Raw genomic sequence first — 15,260 nt, forward strand, 5'->3', positions numbered from 1 at the left:
GCCGAACACACGAGCGGAGAGGCGGCGCGGCGGCGCCCCGGGGTGGGTGGGGCCGGCCGTCAGCCGACGGGAAGCTGCGGCGCCTCGATGACCGGGCAGGTGTCCATGACGACGTCGAGCCCGGCCTCGCGGGCCCGCGCCGCCGCGGCCTCGTCGACCACGCCGAGCTGCAGCCAGACCGCCTGGGCGCCGACGGCGATGGCCTCGTCGACGACGGCCCCCGCCTTGTCCGAGCTGACGAACACGTCGACCACGTCGATGGGCCCGGGGACGTCGGCGAGCCGCGCGTACCCCTCGGCGCCGTGGACGGTCTCGGCGCGGGGGTGCACCGGGACGATGTCCATCCCGGCCTCCTGGACGTACCGGGCGACGCCGTACGCCACCCGGTCACGGTTCGCGGACAGGCCCACCACGGCCCAGCGGCCCGGGGTGGTGAGGAGGCGACGGATGACGGCGGGGTCGTTGCGATGGCTCATACGGGCGGCAACGTGAGCGGCGCCTCGTCCATTCCGAGGCTCAGCGGGGGCGGCGCCGGGCCCGGCTCATGGCCTTGCGCAGCTCCTCCAGCCAGAGGATCGACGAGGCCACGGCCACGGCGAGGCCCCACTGCGCCGCGCTCAGCGAGGTGGTGTCGAAGAACCCCTGCAGCGGCGCCCAGTGGACGACGAGCACCTGCAGCGCCAGGACGGCGGCGATCGACCCCCACAGCGCCCGGTTGGTGAGGGTGTGCCGGGTGAAGACCGACCCGTCGCGGCTCCGGACGTTGAGGAGGTTGACCATCTGGAAGAGGACGAAGGTGGTGAAGGCGAGGGTGCCCGCCACCGTGGCCGCCCCGTGGCCGGGCTCCTCGCCGGGGGCGAGCACCAGCACGAGGAGGGTGCCGATCGCCATGACGACGGCGGAGTAGAGGATCCGCCCGATCCGGGACCCGTTGAGGATCCGTTCGTGCGGCGGCCGGGGCGGGCGCTCCATCGCGTCGTCGCCGGGCCGGTCGAGCCCCAGCGCCATGGCCGGGGGGCCGTCCATGATGATGTTCACCCAGAGGATCTGCAGCGCCGTGAAGGGCGCCCCGGCCGCGAGCCCGGTGACCCCGGCCGTGAGGAAGATGAGGACGAACCCCCACGCCGTGGCGATCTGGAACCGGACGAACTTCACCACGTTGTCGTAGATCCCGCGGCCCTCGCGGACCGCGGCGACGATGGTGGCGAAGTTGTCGTCCGTGAGGATCATCGAGGCGGCCCCCTTGGCGACCTCGGTTCCGGTGATGCCCATGGCGATGCCGATGTCCGCGTGCTTGAGGGCCGGCGCGTCGTTGACGCCGTCACCGGTCATCGCCACCACGGACCCGTCGCTGCGCAGGGCGTCGACCATGCGGATCTTGTGCTCGGGGCTGACCCGGGCGAGGACGCCCAGGCCGTTCGCCCGGGCCGCCAGCTCGGCGTCGTCCATCCGGTCGAGGTCGGGACCCGAGACGGCCTCGCCGGTGATGCCCAGGTCCCGGGCGATGGCGGAGGCGGTGCGGACGTGGTCGCCGGTGATCATGTGGACCGCGATGCCCGCCTCGTGCGCCTGCCGGATGGCGGCGCGGGCCTCGGCCCGCGGCGGGTCGACGATGGCGACGAGCGCGAGCAGGGTGAGGCCCACCACCTGCGGGTCGAGCGCGTCGGGGGAGCCGGCGAGGTCCACCTCGCCGGCGCCGAGGTCGCGCTGCGCCACGGCCATGACGCGCAGGCCGCGGGCGCCGATGTCGGCGTTGAGGCGCTCCAGGCGCTCGCGCTGGGCGGCGTCCAGGGGCACCGCGCCGGTCGGGGTGTCGAGCCAGGAGCACCGGTCGAGGACGACGTCGGGGGCGCCCTTGACCAGCAGCCGCGCACCGTCGCGGTCCTCGGGCGCCCGGGCGTGGAGCCAGGACGAGGTGGCGGTCCCCGCGAGCGGGGCGGCGGACCAGCGGTGCACGGTGGCCATGTACTTGCGGTCGGAGTCGAAGGGGACCTCCGCGGCGCGCGGCCACTCGCGGCGGGCGGCGTCGACGTCGAGCCCGCCCTTGGCCGCCAGGACGACGAGGGCGCCCTCGGTCGGGTCACCGACGACGTCCCCGTCACGGACGACGGCGTCGCTGCACAGTGCCATGGCGAGGAGCGCGTCACGGATGTCGGGCACCGGGTCGTCGCCCGCCGGGACCAGCTCGCCGGTGGTCTCGTAGCCCTCGCCGGTGACCTCGAACAGGCGCTGCTCGGCGAACAGGGCCCGCGCGGTCATCTGGTTGAGGGTGAGGGTGCCGGTCTTGTCCGTGGCGATGTGCCCGGTCGCCCCCAGGGTCTCCACCGACGACAACCGCTTGACGATCGCCCCGCGCCGCGCGAGCCGGGACGCGCCCATGGCGAGGGTGAAGGCGACGACTGCGGTGAGCCCCTCGGGGATCGTGGCGACGGCGAGGGAGACGGCGGTGAGGAAGAGCGCCTCGATCGGCTCACCCCGCAGCAGCCCGAGGACGAAGACGATGACGATGACGATCCCGGCGACGACGCTGAGCAGCGTCGCGAGCTGGCCGATCTGCCGCTGGAGCGGCGTGGTCTCCCGGCCGGCCCCGCCGAGCAGCCCGGCGACCCGGCCGATCTCCGTCCCCATGCCCGTGGCGGTGACGACCGCCGACCCCGTGCCCCGGGTGACGGCGGTGCTCATGTAGACCATGGAGGTGCGGTCCGCCGTCGGCGCGTCCGGGTCCGCCACCGGCGCCGGCGACTTCGCCACCGGCGCCGACTCGCCGGTGAGCGCCGCCTCCTGGACCTCCAGGCCCGCCGAGGTGAGGACCCGGCCGTCCGCGGGGACCACCTCGCCGGCCTCGAGGAGGACGACGTCGCCGGGGACGAGGTCTTCGGCGGCCACGACGACCGTGCGGCCGTCCCGCCGCACCCGCGAGCGGGTGACGGTCATGTCCTCCAGCGCGGCCAGGCTGGTCTCCGCCCGGCGCTCCTGGACGAGGTTGAGGACGGCGTTGAAGGCGACGACGACGAGGATGACGACCGGCGTCTTGAGCTCGCGCGAGACGACGGCGCTCACCACGGCGGCGAGGAGGAGGACCACGGTCATCGGCTCGGTGACCAGGGCGAGCACCCGGCGCCACAGGGGCGTCGTCGGTGCCTCCTCGAGCGCGTTCGGCCCGTGCTCGGCGAGGCGCCGGCCCGCCTCGTCCGAGGTGAGGCCGCGGTCCGGCTCCACGTCGAGGCGCCGGGCCACGTCCGCGGTGCCCGACGTGTGCCAGGGGGCCTCGGCGCGGGTGTGCGGCTCGCGCGTGCTCACGCCCGTCACGCTAACCCCGCCACGCGTGACCGGCAGGGGCTGGGGTCAGGCCGCGAGGTCCTCGGGGGTGAGCGTGCCCTCGCGCAGGCGCTCGAAGAAGCCCGGGGCGCGGTCGGGGTCGAGGAGGACGGTGGAGCCGACGCCGCCGGGGCGGTAGTCGAACATCGCGATGGGCGGCGCCCCGAGCAGTCCTCCCTCACCGGTGGCGGCGCGGAAGGCCAGGGCCATCCGGCCCAGGTCGACGATGCCCGTGTCGGGGTCCACCACCAGGGCCGCCGTCCCGGCGTCGATGAGCCGGACCTGGCGCAGGGGGTTGAGGAGCGTGCCGGGCTGGGCGACCTTGGCGACGACGGCGGAGACCACCTGGCGCTGCCGGGCGGCGCGCCCGATGTCCCCCTCGGGGTCGGCGTAGCGCATCCGGGCGAACGCGAGCGCGGTAGCGCCGTCGGCCTCGTGGCAGCCGGCGCTCCAGACGAGCTGGCTGCGGGGGTCGTCGACGTCGTAGTCGAGGCACAGCTCGACGCCCCCGACGGCGTCGACCACCTGCTCGACCCCGCCCATCCCGATCTCGACGTAGTGGTCCACGCCCAGGCCGGTGAGGTCCTCCACGGTGCGCACGAGGAGCTCGGGCCCGCCGAGGGAGTAGGCGGCGTTGAGCTTGTCGCCGCCGTGGCCGGGGATCTCGGCGTAGGTGTCGCGGGGGAGCGAGATGAGCGAGGTCTGGCCGGTGGGCGCGACGTGGAGCAGCATGATCGTGTCCGCGCGCTCCCCCTCGGTGCCGTCGGGGATCGTGCCGTCCGCCCGGGAGTCCGAGCCCGCCAGGAGGTAGGTCGTCCCGGGCGTGTCCGCGCCGCCGGTAAGCGCCTCGACGTGCTGGATCTTCCCGTTCGCCCAGACGAGCAGCCCGATGGGCCAGGCCAGGAGGAGGACCAGGAGGACGACGACGACCCGTGCCACCCGGCGCCCGCGCCGGGGCCGGCGCCCGGCCGGGGGTGCGGCGGGCGGCGCGGCCGGCGGGGCGGCGGGAGGGCCGGCCGGGGGCGCGCTGCGCCGGGGGCCGGCGCCGTCGCGGGGGGCGTAGACGGGCGGGGTCGTCGCTGGGCGCGCGGCGACGCGCTCTGCGGCGACGCCGCGGGAGGGGGTGGCGCGCTCGGGGGTGGCGCGCGGCGGCGACACCCGCTCCGACGCCGCGCGCGGGGGCGCGACGCGCTCGGCCGCGGCGGGCCGGGGCCGGCCGCCGCCGCGCACGGGCATGACCCGGGTGGCCGGGTCGGGCGACGGGCCAACCGGCCGCGCCCCCCGGGTGTCGGGCCGCGGGGGCGGGGCGCTCGGGGCGAACGAGGGCGGCTGGGCGTCGCGCGGGTCGCCGTCGGACCGGCGCGCTGCGCGGCGTCGGCGGTCGTCCTCGCTCATCTCGGGGCTCTCCGGTTCTCGGGGGTGCGTGCATGGCCAGGGTAACGACGGCCCGGGGCGAGGCCGGGGACCGCCGTCCGGGGCGCCGGGGAGGACCTGGGGATGACTCGCTCAGCCGCAGATCGAGGTGGGCGTCTCCACCGGCGCCGGGGCGGGGGCTGCGGGGTCGGCCGGCGCGTCGGTGGTCGGGGCACCCGGGACGGCGGCGGTGGGCTCCTCGGTGGGCGCGTCACCGGTGGCGGTGAGGGTGGCCTCGATGGGCTGGTCGGCGGCCATCGCCGCCCACAGCGTCTGGGCCTCCGCGGCCGGCCGGACGCGGTTGCCGGCCGGGATGAACGGCATCGTGGCGAAGGTGATGTGCTCGGCGTCGATGCCCCGCAGGGAGTACGCCAGGCCCGCCAGCGTGGGGATCTGGCCGATCTGGCTCCCCGTCGCGACGGTGGACGTCGCGGCGTCGAGGAACCGGTAGAGGGCGGGCATGTCGGTGAAGAGGTTCTTCGACAGCGCTTCCCGGGCGATCGCCCCGACGAGCTCCTGCTGGCGACCGATGCGGTCGATGTCCGAGCCACCGCTCACGTACCGGCTCCGCGCGAAGGCGAGCGCCTGGCGCCCGTTGAGGACCTGCTGGCCGGCCTCGAGGTCGAGCTCGGCGCGCTCGTCCTGCATGGGCTCGGGGATGCACATCGGCACGCCGCCGAGGGCGTCGACGACGTTGATGAAGCCGGCGAAGTCGACGACGGCGAAGTCGTCGATGGCCACGCCGGACAGGTCCTGCACCGTGCGGATGGTGCACGCCGCGGCCGCGCCGAGGTCGTCGGTCTGGCCGCCGATGGAGAACGCCGAGTTGAACATCGCGTCGTACTGCGAACGGGTCGTCGTCCCGTCGGGCAGGCGGCACGAGGGGATCTCCACGAGCATGTCGCGGGGGATGGAGACGACCTCCACGCGGTCCCGGCCGGCCGAGATGTGGACGACCATCGTCGTGTCCGAGCGCATGCCCTCGTCGCCGCCGTCGCCGAACTGGGAGTTCACGTCGCCGGTGCGGGTGTCGGAGCCGAGGACGAGGAGGTTGATCGGCTCCCCGGCCCGCGGGTCGATGGGCGGCGGCGCCGTGGTGGGGCCGGTCTCCTCCGGGTCGGCGAGCAGCTCGTCGATGTCGTGGGTGTCGATGTTGCCCTGGATGTCCTGGTAGGCCAGGGCGCCACCGGTACCGGCGAAGGCCAGCACCGCGACCGCCGTCAGGGCGGTGCCGCGCGCCAGCCGAGAGCCGTGGCGCTGCCGTCGGGCGTGCCGCGGGGTGTGGTGGCGTGAAGGCACGGGCGTGATTCTACGTACCGGACCTGGGAAAACCCTTAATGCCGCGGGCGCGCCTACCGATCACGGCAGCGGAACGCGACCGGAATCCGGCGGTCCGGGGGTGGTGTCGTCAGGTCCCCGCGTGCCCTCGATGCGGGCGCGCGCCAGGGAAAGCTCACGGGTGAGCGTGGTGATCTTGCGGTCGAGGACGTTGAGGCGCCGGTAGGTCGTCGCGATGTAGCTGAGGAACGCGATGACGAGGCCGTAGAGCAGCAGGTCGGTCCCGCGCCCGACCCCCAGCTGGCGGGCGAGCCAGGTGAGCAGGTTGGGGAAGAGCACCGAGACCACCGCGGCGACGACGAACCCGAGGAGCAGCAGGCGCCGGATCGCCTGGTGGCGGGCGTTCGCCGTCGACCGCGTGAGCAGCACGGCGACGACGGCGACGCCGGCGAGCAGCAGCGCCTGGATGACGACCTGGTTGTCCATGCATTCGCTCCTGTTTAACGGAAGATGAGATCGACGAGGATGTTCACCGAATTGAGCAGGGATTGCCCCTTCGACCTCGAGTAGTCGGTGTAGAGCAGGTGCACGGGGTGCTCGCGCCACGGAAGTCCCGTGCGCCCCAGCTGGTCGACGATCTCGCTGGCGTGCGCCATCCGGTCCTGCTGCAGGTGCACGTGGGCGGCGGCGTCCCGCCGGATCACCCGCAGGCCGTTGTGCGCGTCGGTGAGGCGCAGGCCGGTGCTCCGGTTCGTCACCCAGACAGCGGTCTTGAGGACCAGCCGCTTGAGGAGCCCGGGGCGCGTGCGCGCGTCGAGGAAGCGGGAGCCGAAGACGATCGCCACGTCCTCCTCGCGCGCCAGGGCCACCATGGACTCCGCGTCGGAGACCTGGTGCTGGCCGTCGGCGTCGAAGGTGACGATGTACGTCCCGTCGGTCTGCTCGAGGACGTACCGGATGCCCGTCTGCAGGGCGGCTCCCTGGCCGAGGTTGACCGCGTGGCGGACGACGACGGCGCCGGCCTCCCGGGCGCGCTGTGCCGAACGGTCGCTGCTGCCGTCGTCGACGCAGACGATGTGCGGGAAGCGCGTGCGCGCCTGGGCGAGGACGTCGCCGATCACGGCCTCCTCGTTGTAGAGGGGGACGACGAGCCAGGCGTCGTCCACCACGGGAGGGGCATTCATGGCCGCCATTGTGACAGCCGAAGGTCCCGCGGCCGGTCCGCGGGCCTCCGCTAGCCTGTCCCGTGCCCGGAGCGGGCACCGGGTCGGACGAGGAGCGCAAGCGGCATGGGTACACGGATCGTGGAGAGCGCGGACGTCTCGCCCGACGCCCGCATCGGCGACGGGAGCTCCGTCTGGCACCTCGCCCAGGTCCGGGAGGGGGCCGTGCTCGGCGAGGGCTGCGTCGTCGGGCGCGGGGCCTACATCGGCACCGGCGTGAGGATGGGCAAGAACTGCAAGGTGCAGAACTACGCGCTCGTCTACGAGCCGGCGCGCCTGGCGGACGGCGTCTTCATCGGCCCGGCCGTGGTCCTCACCAACGACACCTACCCCCGGGCGGTGAACCCGGACGGCAGCCTCAAGAGCGCGCACGACTGGGAGCCCGTCGGCGTGACCATCGGGACGGGCGCCGCCATCGGCGCGCGGGCCGTGTGCGTGGCGCCGGTGACCATCGGGGCGTGGGCGACCGTCGCCGCCGGCGCGGTCGTCACCAAGGACGTCCCGGCGCACGCCCTCGTGGCCGGGGTGCCCGCCCGGCAGATCGGGTGGGTGGGCCACGCCGGCCAGCGCCTCGTCCCCGAGGGGGAGCGGCTGCGCTGCCCGGCCAGCGGACGGCTGTACGAGATCGACAACGACACGATTCGAGAGGTGGAGGCCTGATGAGCCTGCCCATGATTCCCGCGGCAAAGCCGATCGTCGGCGACGAGGAGCGGGCGGCGGTCGACGCCGTCCTGCGCAGCGGCATGATCGCCCAGGGCCCCCAGGTGGCGGCCTTCGAGGAGGAGTTCGCTGCCGAGCTCGTCGACGGGCGGCGGTGCCAGGCGGTGAGCTCGGGCACCTCGGGCCTGCACCTCGGCCTCCTCGCCTGCGGCGTCGGCCCCGGGGACGAGGTCATCGTGCCCTCGTTCACGTTCGCCGCGACGGCGAACTCGGTCGCGCTCACCGGCGCCACGCCGGTCTTCGCGGACATCGAGCTCGACACCTTCTGCCTCGACCCGAAGTCCGTCGAGGCCGCCGTCACCGAGCGGACCGTGGCGATCATGCCGGTCCACCTCTACGGCCACCCCGCGGACATGCCCGGGCTGCAGGCCGTCGCCGACCGGCACGGGCTGAAGATCTTCGAGGACGCGGCGCAGGCGCACGGCGCCAGCCTCGGCGGGCGCAAGGTCGGCTCGTTCGGTGACTTCGCGATGTTCTCGCTCTACCCGACGAAGAACATGACCTCCGGCGAGGGCGGCATGGTCGCCTGCGCCACCGAGGAGATCGCCCGCCAGGTCCGCCTCCTGCGCAACCAGGGCATGGAGCGCCAGTACGCCAACGAGGTCATCGGCCTCAACGAGCGGATGACCGACATCCACGCCGCCATCGGCCGGGTGCAGCTCACCAAGCTCGCCGGGTGGACGCGCCAGCGCCAGGAGAACGCCGCCTACCTCGACGCCCACCTCGAGGGCGTCACGACGCCGCCGGTGGCCGCCGACGCCGTGCACGTCTACCACCAGTACACGATCCGGGTGGCGGGCGGTGCGGCCGAGCGGGACCGCATCGTCACCGCGCTGCGCGAGGAGCACCAGGTGGGCTCCGGGGTCTACTACCCGATCCCCAACCACCGCCTCAGCTCGCTCGAGCACTTCGCCCCGGGCCTCGAGCTGCCGGTGACGGAGCAGGCGGCCGCGGAGGTCATCTCCCTGCCCGTGCACCCCTCCCTCAGCGAGGGCGACCTCGAGCGGGTCGTCACCGCCGTCAACACCGTCGTCAAGGCGGGTGCGTGATGGCGAACCTGCGCGCGGGCCTCATCGGCCTCGGGTCCATGGGGCGCCACCACGCCCGCGTCATCCGTGAGACGGAAGGGATGGACCTCGTCGCCATCGCCGACCCGGCGGGCGACAAGTTCGGCGTCGCGAAGGACCTCGAGGTCCTGCCCGACGTCGACGCCCTCATCGCCGCCGGCATCGACACCGCGATGGTCGCGGTGCCGACGGTCTACCACGAGGAGGTCGCGCTCAAGCTCGCCGCGGCCGGCGTGCACACGATGATCGAGAAGCCGATCGCGGCCGACGTCGAGGGTGGCCGCCGCGTCGCCGAGGCGTTCACGGAGGCCGGCCTCGTGGGCGCCGTCGGTTACGTCGAGCGGTGCAACCCCGCCATCCTCGAGCTGCGCCGCCGGCTCGCCGCGGGCGAGCTCGGGCAGGTCTACCAGATCCTCACCCGCCGCCAGGGCCCGTTCCCGGCGCGGATCTCCGACGTCGGCGTGGTCAAGGACCTCGCCACCCACGACATCGACCTCACCTCCTTCGTCGCGGGCAGCCCGTACCGCTCGGTCTACGCCCGGGTGACCCACCGCTCGGGGCGCGAGCACGAGGACATGGTCGTGGCCACCGGTGAGCTCGCCAACGGCACGATCGTCAACCACGTCGTCAACTGGCTCTCGCCGATGAAGGAGCGCCTCACGGTCGTCACCGGTGAGCGCGGGGCGTTCGTCGCGGACACGATGAACATCGACCTCACCTTCTACGCCAACGGCACCATCCCCACCGAGTGGGAGCGGGTGGCCGCGTTCCGCGGGGTGACCGAGGGCGACGTCGTGCGGTACGCGCTGGCCAAGCGTGAGCCCCTGCGGGTGGAGCAGGAGAACTTCCGCGACGCCGTGCTCGGGACCGGTCACGACATCGTCACCATGGCCGAGGGCGTGCACACGCTCACCGTCGTCGAGGCGATGCTCGCCTCGGCGGGCGAGGGTGCCGCCGTCACCGTCTGACGCCGCGACCCGGACGCCGGGCGCACGACCTGCGGGGTCGTGCGCCCGGCGTCTGTCGTTCACCGCACGGGATCGTCGTCGGGCACGTGAGGCGGGGGTCACGGTCCCTGCCGTGGATGCAAAAGTGCGCTCTGTGCAAGAATTTTCCGGGTGACGGACGGGCTGCGGGAGCGCAAGAAGCGTGAGCGCCGGGCGGCGCTCATCGACGCCGCCCAGGCCATCGCCGGTGAGCGGGGCCTGCCCGAGGTGACGGTCGAGGCGATCTGCGCCCGCGCGGACGTCTCGCCCCGCACCTTCTTCAACTACTTCGGGAGCAAGGACGAGGCGCTGCTGGCGCTCGACTCCTTCCAGCCGCCCCCCGAGGCGATCGAGACCTTCGTCGCCGGCGGCCCGACCGGCCGCCTCCTCGACGACATCGGTGCGCTCGCGCTCGCGGGCCTCGAGCGGGTCGGTGAGGACCGCGACCGGGTGCGCCGCGCCCTCCATCTCATCCACACCCACCCCGCGCTCCAGGCCGGGCACGTGCGGTGGATGGAGCGGCGCCGCGCCGAGGGCCTCGCGCTCACCCGGCGCCGGCTGGGCGCCGAGGACCCGCGGGCGGACGTCGTCGCGGCCCTCATGCCGGCCGTCGCCCTGGTCACCGCCGAACGGATGGGCCGGCCGGGTGCCGACCCCGACACCGCCGCCCAGATCCGGGCGACCGTCGCGCAGCTGCGCGACGTCCTCGCCCCGTGAACCACCACCACGACCACCAGGAGAGACCTGTGCCCACAGCACCGACGGCGGAACGCGCGCCGGTCGTCCTCGACCGCCGCACCGTGTGGCTCATCTTCGCCGCGCTCATGGCGAGCATGTTCCTGTCCTCGCTCGACCAGTCGATCATCAACACGGCGATGCCGACGATCGTGGGCGAGCTCAACGGGGTGGAGCACCAGGGCTGGCTCATCACCGTCTACATCCTCGCCGTCGCGGTGGTCATGCCCATGTACGGCAAGGCGGGCGACGTCTTCGGCCGTCGCGTGCCCTTCCTCGTCGCCATCGTGCTCTTCACGGCCGGGTCGGCCGGGGCCGGGTACGCCGGCTCCTTCGAGGAGCTCATCGCCTGGCGCGGTCTCCAGGGCCTCGGGGGCGGCGGGCTGATGATCCTGTCTCAGGCGATCATCGCGGACATCGTGCCCGCGCGGGAGCGCGGCAAGTACATGGGCCCGATGGGCGCCCTCTTCGGCATCGCGGCCGTCGCGGGCCCGCTGCTCGGCGGGTGGTTCACCGAGGAGCACGACTGGCGGTGGTCGTTCTGGATCAACATCCCCGTCGGCATCGCCGCGCTCGCGGTGGCGTGGATGACGCTCAAGCTCCCGTCGCGCCGCGCGGAGCGCCGCGTCGACGTCGCCGGCGGCGTCCTCCTCACGATCGGCACGTCCGCCATCGTCGTGCTCACCAGCTGGGAGAGCCTGGTCGGGGGCTACGACTGGTCGGACACCCGCCTCCTGGCCCTCACGGTCGGCCTCACCGTCGTCATCGCGGCGTTCGTCGCCGTCGAGCTCAAGGCGGAGGACCCGATCCTGCCGCTGCGCCTCTTTCGCAGCTCGGTCTTCACGCTGTCGACCGTCATCGGTCTGGTCATCGGCATGGGGATGTTCGCCGCCCTCGCCTTCCTGCCGACGTTCCTCCAGATGGCGACGGGCACGGGTGTCACCCAGTCCGGGCTCCTCATGCTGCCGATGATGGCCGGCGTCATGCTCACCTCGATCGCCTCCGGCGTGGCCATCACCAAGACCGGCCGGTACAAGATCTACGCGGTCCTCGGCATGGTCATCGCCACGGCGTCGCTCGTCTGGCTCACGACGATCACGGCGGACATCACCTTGGCGCTGTACTCCGTCATGATCTTCACGCTCGGGGCCGGGCTCGGTCTCGTCATGCAGACGATCGTCCTGGCGATGCAGAACTCCGTGGACCCGCACGAGGTCGGCACGGCCACGAGCACCAACAACTACTTCCGGGAGATCGGCGCGGCGGTCGGGACGGCGCTGTTCAGCTCCATCTTCACCACATCGCTCGTCGACAAGCTCGCCCCGGTGCTCGGTGCCGCCGGGGAGGGGTCGGAGACCACCTCGCTCACCCCCGAGGCGGTGCGCGCCCTGCCCGAGTCCGTGCGCACCCTGGTGGTCAACGCCTACGCGGACGCGCTGGCGCCGTCGTTCTGGTACCTCGTGCCGCTGCTGCTCCTCGGCGTGGTCGCGGCCGTCTTCCTCAAGCAGGTGCCGCTGTCCGACGTCGCCGGCATGGTCGCGCGCGGGGAGGCCGTGACGCAGGCGCCTGCGCCCGCCGGTGGAGCGGCCTCCGACGAGGGGGCGACCGCGTCGTCGACCGGGGGCACCACCGGGGGAACCGACGAGGTCGCGGAAGCGACCGGCAGCGGAGGTCCGCGACACCGGCGCGGGTGACGGCGCGGGGGCCTCGGCAGGGGCCCCGTAGACGGAGGTCTACGCCTGGGGGCGCCGGGCGCGGCTCACCATGGAGCACGCACCCTGCGGTGCAAAACTCCACGTGTCGCCGAAGTTCCTTCCCCCGCCGCGATCGGTAGGCCCCGCCGTGCACCTCTCCCGCCCCCGCCCCCTGGTTCTCCTCGCCGTCACCGCCCTCGCCCTGGGCGGCGCGGTACCGGCCGCCGCGGCCGCGGGGGGCGCCGACGACGGCCCGCCGCCCGCCGCCACCGTGCCCGACGCGCGACCGGTGACGCCGGAGGTGGACCTCGTCGCCCTCGCCCCGGCCAGGGATGTGCCCGACGGCCTGGACGACGTGGCCGCCTTCCCGTCCGCCGCCGCCCGCACGACGGCCCCGCGGGTGAGCACGGCGACCACGGCGACCGCGAGCGAGGTGGCCGTCGCGGGCGTGACCTGGCCGGCGGGCGACACGGACACGGTCACCGGTGTCTACCTGCGCAGCCGCACCGGCCGGACGTGGAGCGCGTGGGAGGCCGTCGAGGTCACCCCCGACGAGGACCTGCCCGAGTCCTCCACCGGCGGGACGGAGCCCATCGCCGTCATCGGTGCGGACGACGTCGAGGTCGCGGTCCTCGCCACCGGGCCGGTCCCCGAGGCCACGCTCGCCGTGTGGGACCCGGGCGAGTCCGAGGCCGACGCCCAGGCGGCCCTGCCCGCCGACGCCGGCGCCGGTGGTGCCCGCGCCGCGGCGCCGACCATCTTCAGCCGCGCCGACTGGGGCGCCGACGAGTCCGTCCGCTTCGGCGAGGTGTCCTCCAACTCGGTGCGTGGCGTCGTCGTCCACCACACCGCCGGGTCGAACAGCTACAGCGCCGCGCAGGTCCCGGGCATCATCCGCGGGATCTACTCCTTCCACGCCATCACCCGCGGCTGGGGCGACGTGGGCTACAACGTCCTCGTCGACAAGTTCGGCCGGGCCTGGGAGGGGCGCTACGGCAGCCGTGACCAGGCCATCTGGGGGGCGCACGCCTCCCCGTACAACTCGACGATGTTCGGCATCTCCGTCATGGGCAACTTCGACCAGGTCGCCGTCCCCGAGGCCGCCATGACCACCGTCGCCCGCGTGACGGCGTGGATGTTCGACCGGCACGGCATCCCGGCCCGCGGACGCACGACGATCGACGGCGTCACCCTCGACCGCGTGGTCGGCCACCGCGACGTCGCCTCGACGTCCTGCCCCGGCCAGTACTTCTACCCCCGGCTCGACGAGCTCACCGACCGGATCGCCGCCTACCAGACGGACCTCGGGGACCGCAGCCTCGACCGGGACCTCACCGGTGACGGCGTCCCCGACGTCGTCGCCCGCGTCGGCGACGACGTGCGCCTCGCGGCCGGGACCCGGGGGGACGGCCTCGTCTCGGGCGGGCGCGTCGGGACCGCCTGGGACCCCGCCCGCACGATCGACGCCGGTGACTGGGACGGCAACGGCACGGGCGACCTCATGCTCACCGACGCGGCCGGTCGCCTGTGGTTCTACGCCGGCCTCCCCGGCGGCGGGTGGGCCGCGCAGCGGCAGATCGGCCAGGGGTGGCAGATCGTCGACCTCGTCGCGGCCGGGCACGACTGGGACGGCGACGGCGACCCGGACCTCCTCGCGCGGCGCACCGCCGACGGGACGCTCTGGCTCTACCCCGGGAACGGGAGCGGCGGCTTCGCGGCGGCCCGCCAGGTGGGGCAGGGCTGGGGCGGCATGAACCTCCTGGCGATGGTCGGGACCCCCGGGGCGCCGGCGCTGGCCGCGCGGACCGCGGCCGGCGAGCTGAGGATCTACCGCGGCGACGGCGCGGGCGGCTTCGAGCCGGCGCCCACGGTCGCGGGGAGTGGGTGGCAGGTGATGCGCACCCTCGTGGGCGTCGGCGACCGGACCGGTGACGGCGTCGGCGACGTCCTCGCCCTCGACACCGGCGGCACCCTGTGGCAGTACCCCGGCAGCAGCCGGGGCGGGTTCGGTGCCCGGACCGCTGTGACCACCGGGTGGGGCGGCGTCCGCGCCGCCGCGCGGGTGCTCGACGGCGCGGCGACGACCGGGCTGCTCGCGGTCGGCTCGGGCGGCGACCTCGTGCGCTGGACCTTCGGCGGGGACCCGGGGCTACGCGCCCCGGCGGCCAGCGGCGTCCGTCTGGCCTCCTCGGACCTCGACGTCACCCCGGTCGGCGACTGGGACGGGGACGGCCTCGCCGACCTCGCCGTGCGCCAGGCCAACGGCAACCTCATGCTCCACCGCGGCACCGGGGCCGGGCGCTTCGCCGCCACCGGCACGCGGGTCGGCACGGGCTGGGCGGGGTTCGAGGCCATCGCCGGCGCGGGCGACTGGGTGGGCGACGGGACCCCGGGGATCCTCGGCTACGACGAGGACACCGGCGACGTGTGGCTCTACCCCGGTACGGGCGACGGCGGCTTCCGGCGGCGCATCGAGATCGGTGACGGGCTCGACGGGTACGACGCGTTCGTCAACGCCGGCCACTGGAGCGGGTCGGGCGTGCCCGACCTCCTCATGCGCGGCGACACCTCCCGCAACCTCTTCCTCTGGCCGGGCAACGGTCCGGGCCTGCTGCTCGACCGGCGCCAGGTGGGCCAGGCGTGGGGCGGCATGGTCCACCTCGTCGGCGTCGGGGACCTCGACGGCGACGCCGTCCCGGACGTCCTCGCCGTCGACGGTGCCCGGCGGACGTGGCTCTACCCGGGGACGGGCGACGGCGGCTTCCGGGCCGCCGTGGACCTCGGGCCGCTGGCCGCGGGGGTGACGGCGCTGAGCTGAGCGTGCCG

12 protein-coding genes are annotated in these 15,260 nt (G+C 74.3%); 6 read left to right on the top strand and 6 right to left on the bottom strand.

Annotated elements, in window-relative coordinates:
• Positions 1 to 59: 59 nt before the first annotated feature.
• The 6 genes from EBO36_RS03075 to EBO36_RS03100 all read right to left on the bottom strand — a co-directional run bounded on the left by EBO36_RS03075 (position 60) and on the right by EBO36_RS03100 (position 7,193).
• On the bottom strand, positions 60 to 476 hold the full coding sequence (locus tag EBO36_RS03075; protein ID WP_122823318.1) for a CoA-binding protein: 417 nt from the start codon (positions 474 to 476) through the stop codon (positions 60 to 62).
• A 40-nt stretch (positions 477 to 516) separates the two neighbouring features.
• Positions 517 to 3,300, bottom strand: a complete 2,784-nt coding sequence (locus tag EBO36_RS03080; protein ID WP_122823319.1) for a cation-translocating P-type ATPase — start codon at positions 3,298 to 3,300, stop codon at positions 517 to 519.
• Between the two features lie 45 nt (positions 3,301 to 3,345).
• Positions 3,346 to 4,713 carry an LCP family protein gene (locus tag EBO36_RS03085; protein ID WP_244925348.1) on the bottom strand — a complete coding sequence of 456 codons (1,368 nt, stop codon included), beginning with the start codon at positions 4,711 to 4,713 and terminating at the stop codon, positions 3,346 to 3,348.
• A gap of 111 nt (positions 4,714 to 4,824) precedes the next feature.
• Positions 4,825 to 6,030 (bottom strand): LCP family protein, encoded by a 1,206-nt coding sequence (locus EBO36_RS03090; protein WP_164471312.1) that lies wholly within the window; start codon positions 6,028 to 6,030, stop codon positions 4,825 to 4,827.
• Positions 6,031 to 6,090: 60 nt separating this feature from the next.
• On the bottom strand, positions 6,091 to 6,495 hold the full coding sequence (locus tag EBO36_RS03095) for a DUF2304 domain-containing protein (RefSeq protein ID WP_122823321.1): 405 nt from the start codon (positions 6,493 to 6,495) through the stop codon (positions 6,091 to 6,093).
• Between the two features lie 14 nt (positions 6,496 to 6,509).
• Positions 6,510 to 7,193 carry a glycosyltransferase family 2 protein gene (locus EBO36_RS03100; RefSeq protein ID WP_241237148.1) on the bottom strand — a complete coding sequence of 228 codons (684 nt, stop codon included), beginning with the start codon at positions 7,191 to 7,193 and terminating at the stop codon, positions 6,510 to 6,512.
• A gap of 105 nt (positions 7,194 to 7,298) precedes the next feature.
• On the opposite strand from EBO36_RS03100, the gene EBO36_RS03105 reads away from it, so the two are divergent.
• The 6 genes from EBO36_RS03105 (at position 7,299) to EBO36_RS03130 (ending at position 15,252) form a co-directional block, all read left to right on the top strand.
• Positions 7,299 to 7,892, top strand: coding sequence for an acyltransferase (locus EBO36_RS03105; protein ID WP_122823323.1), 594 nt, complete (start codon positions 7,299 to 7,301; stop codon positions 7,890 to 7,892).
• Positions 7,892 to 9,001, top strand: coding sequence for a DegT/DnrJ/EryC1/StrS family aminotransferase (locus EBO36_RS03110; RefSeq protein WP_122823324.1), 1,110 nt, complete (start codon positions 7,892 to 7,894; stop codon positions 8,999 to 9,001). The genes EBO36_RS03105 and EBO36_RS03110 overlap by 1 nt, the downstream gene beginning before the upstream one ends.
• Positions 9,001 to 9,987 carry a Gfo/Idh/MocA family protein gene (locus tag EBO36_RS03115; protein ID WP_122823325.1) on the top strand — a complete coding sequence of 329 codons (987 nt, stop codon included), beginning with the start codon at positions 9,001 to 9,003 and terminating at the stop codon, positions 9,985 to 9,987. The genes EBO36_RS03110 and EBO36_RS03115 overlap by 1 nt, the downstream gene beginning before the upstream one ends.
• A gap of 150 nt (positions 9,988 to 10,137) precedes the next feature.
• Positions 10,138 to 10,722 (top strand): TetR/AcrR family transcriptional regulator, encoded by a 585-nt coding sequence (locus EBO36_RS03120; protein WP_164471313.1) that lies wholly within the window; start codon positions 10,138 to 10,140, stop codon positions 10,720 to 10,722.
• A 29-nt stretch (positions 10,723 to 10,751) separates the two neighbouring features.
• On the top strand, positions 10,752 to 12,434 hold the full coding sequence (locus EBO36_RS03125) for an MDR family MFS transporter (protein WP_241237146.1): 1,683 nt from the start codon (positions 10,752 to 10,754) through the stop codon (positions 12,432 to 12,434).
• Positions 12,435 to 12,582: 148 nt separating this feature from the next.
• Positions 12,583 to 15,252, top strand: a complete 2,670-nt coding sequence (locus tag EBO36_RS03130) for an FG-GAP-like repeat-containing protein (RefSeq protein WP_122823327.1) — start codon at positions 12,583 to 12,585, stop codon at positions 15,250 to 15,252.
• Positions 15,253 to 15,260: the final 8 nt, after the last annotated feature.

Source organism: Georgenia faecalis (assembly GCF_003710105.1).
Classification (GTDB): domain Bacteria; phylum Actinomycetota; class Actinomycetes; order Actinomycetales; family Actinomycetaceae; genus Georgenia_A; species Georgenia_A faecalis.

Excerpts from the sequence above, each read along its gene's own strand:
- EBO36_RS03095 (WP_122823321.1), bottom strand. The coding sequence starts at position 6,495 with ATGGACAACCAGGTCGTCATCCAGGCGCTGCTGCTCGCCGGCGTCGCC.
- EBO36_RS03105 (WP_122823323.1), top strand. The coding sequence starts at position 7,299 with ATGGGTACACGGATCGTGGAGAGCGCGGACGTCTCGCCCGACGCCCGC.
- EBO36_RS03100 (WP_241237148.1), bottom strand. The coding sequence starts at position 7,193 with ATGAATGCCCCTCCCGTGGTGGACGACGCCTGGCTCGTCGTCCCCCTC.
- EBO36_RS03115 (WP_122823325.1), top strand. The coding sequence starts at position 9,001 with ATGGCGAACCTGCGCGCGGGCCTCATCGGCCTCGGGTCCATGGGGCGC.
- EBO36_RS03110 (WP_122823324.1), top strand. The coding sequence starts at position 7,892 with ATGAGCCTGCCCATGATTCCCGCGGCAAAGCCGATCGTCGGCGACGAG.
- EBO36_RS03075 (WP_122823318.1), bottom strand. The coding sequence starts at position 476 with ATGAGCCATCGCAACGACCCCGCCGTCATCCGTCGCCTCCTCACCACC.
- EBO36_RS03085 (WP_244925348.1), bottom strand. The coding sequence starts at position 4,713 with ATGAGCGAGGACGACCGCCGACGCCGCGCAGCGCGCCGGTCCGACGGC.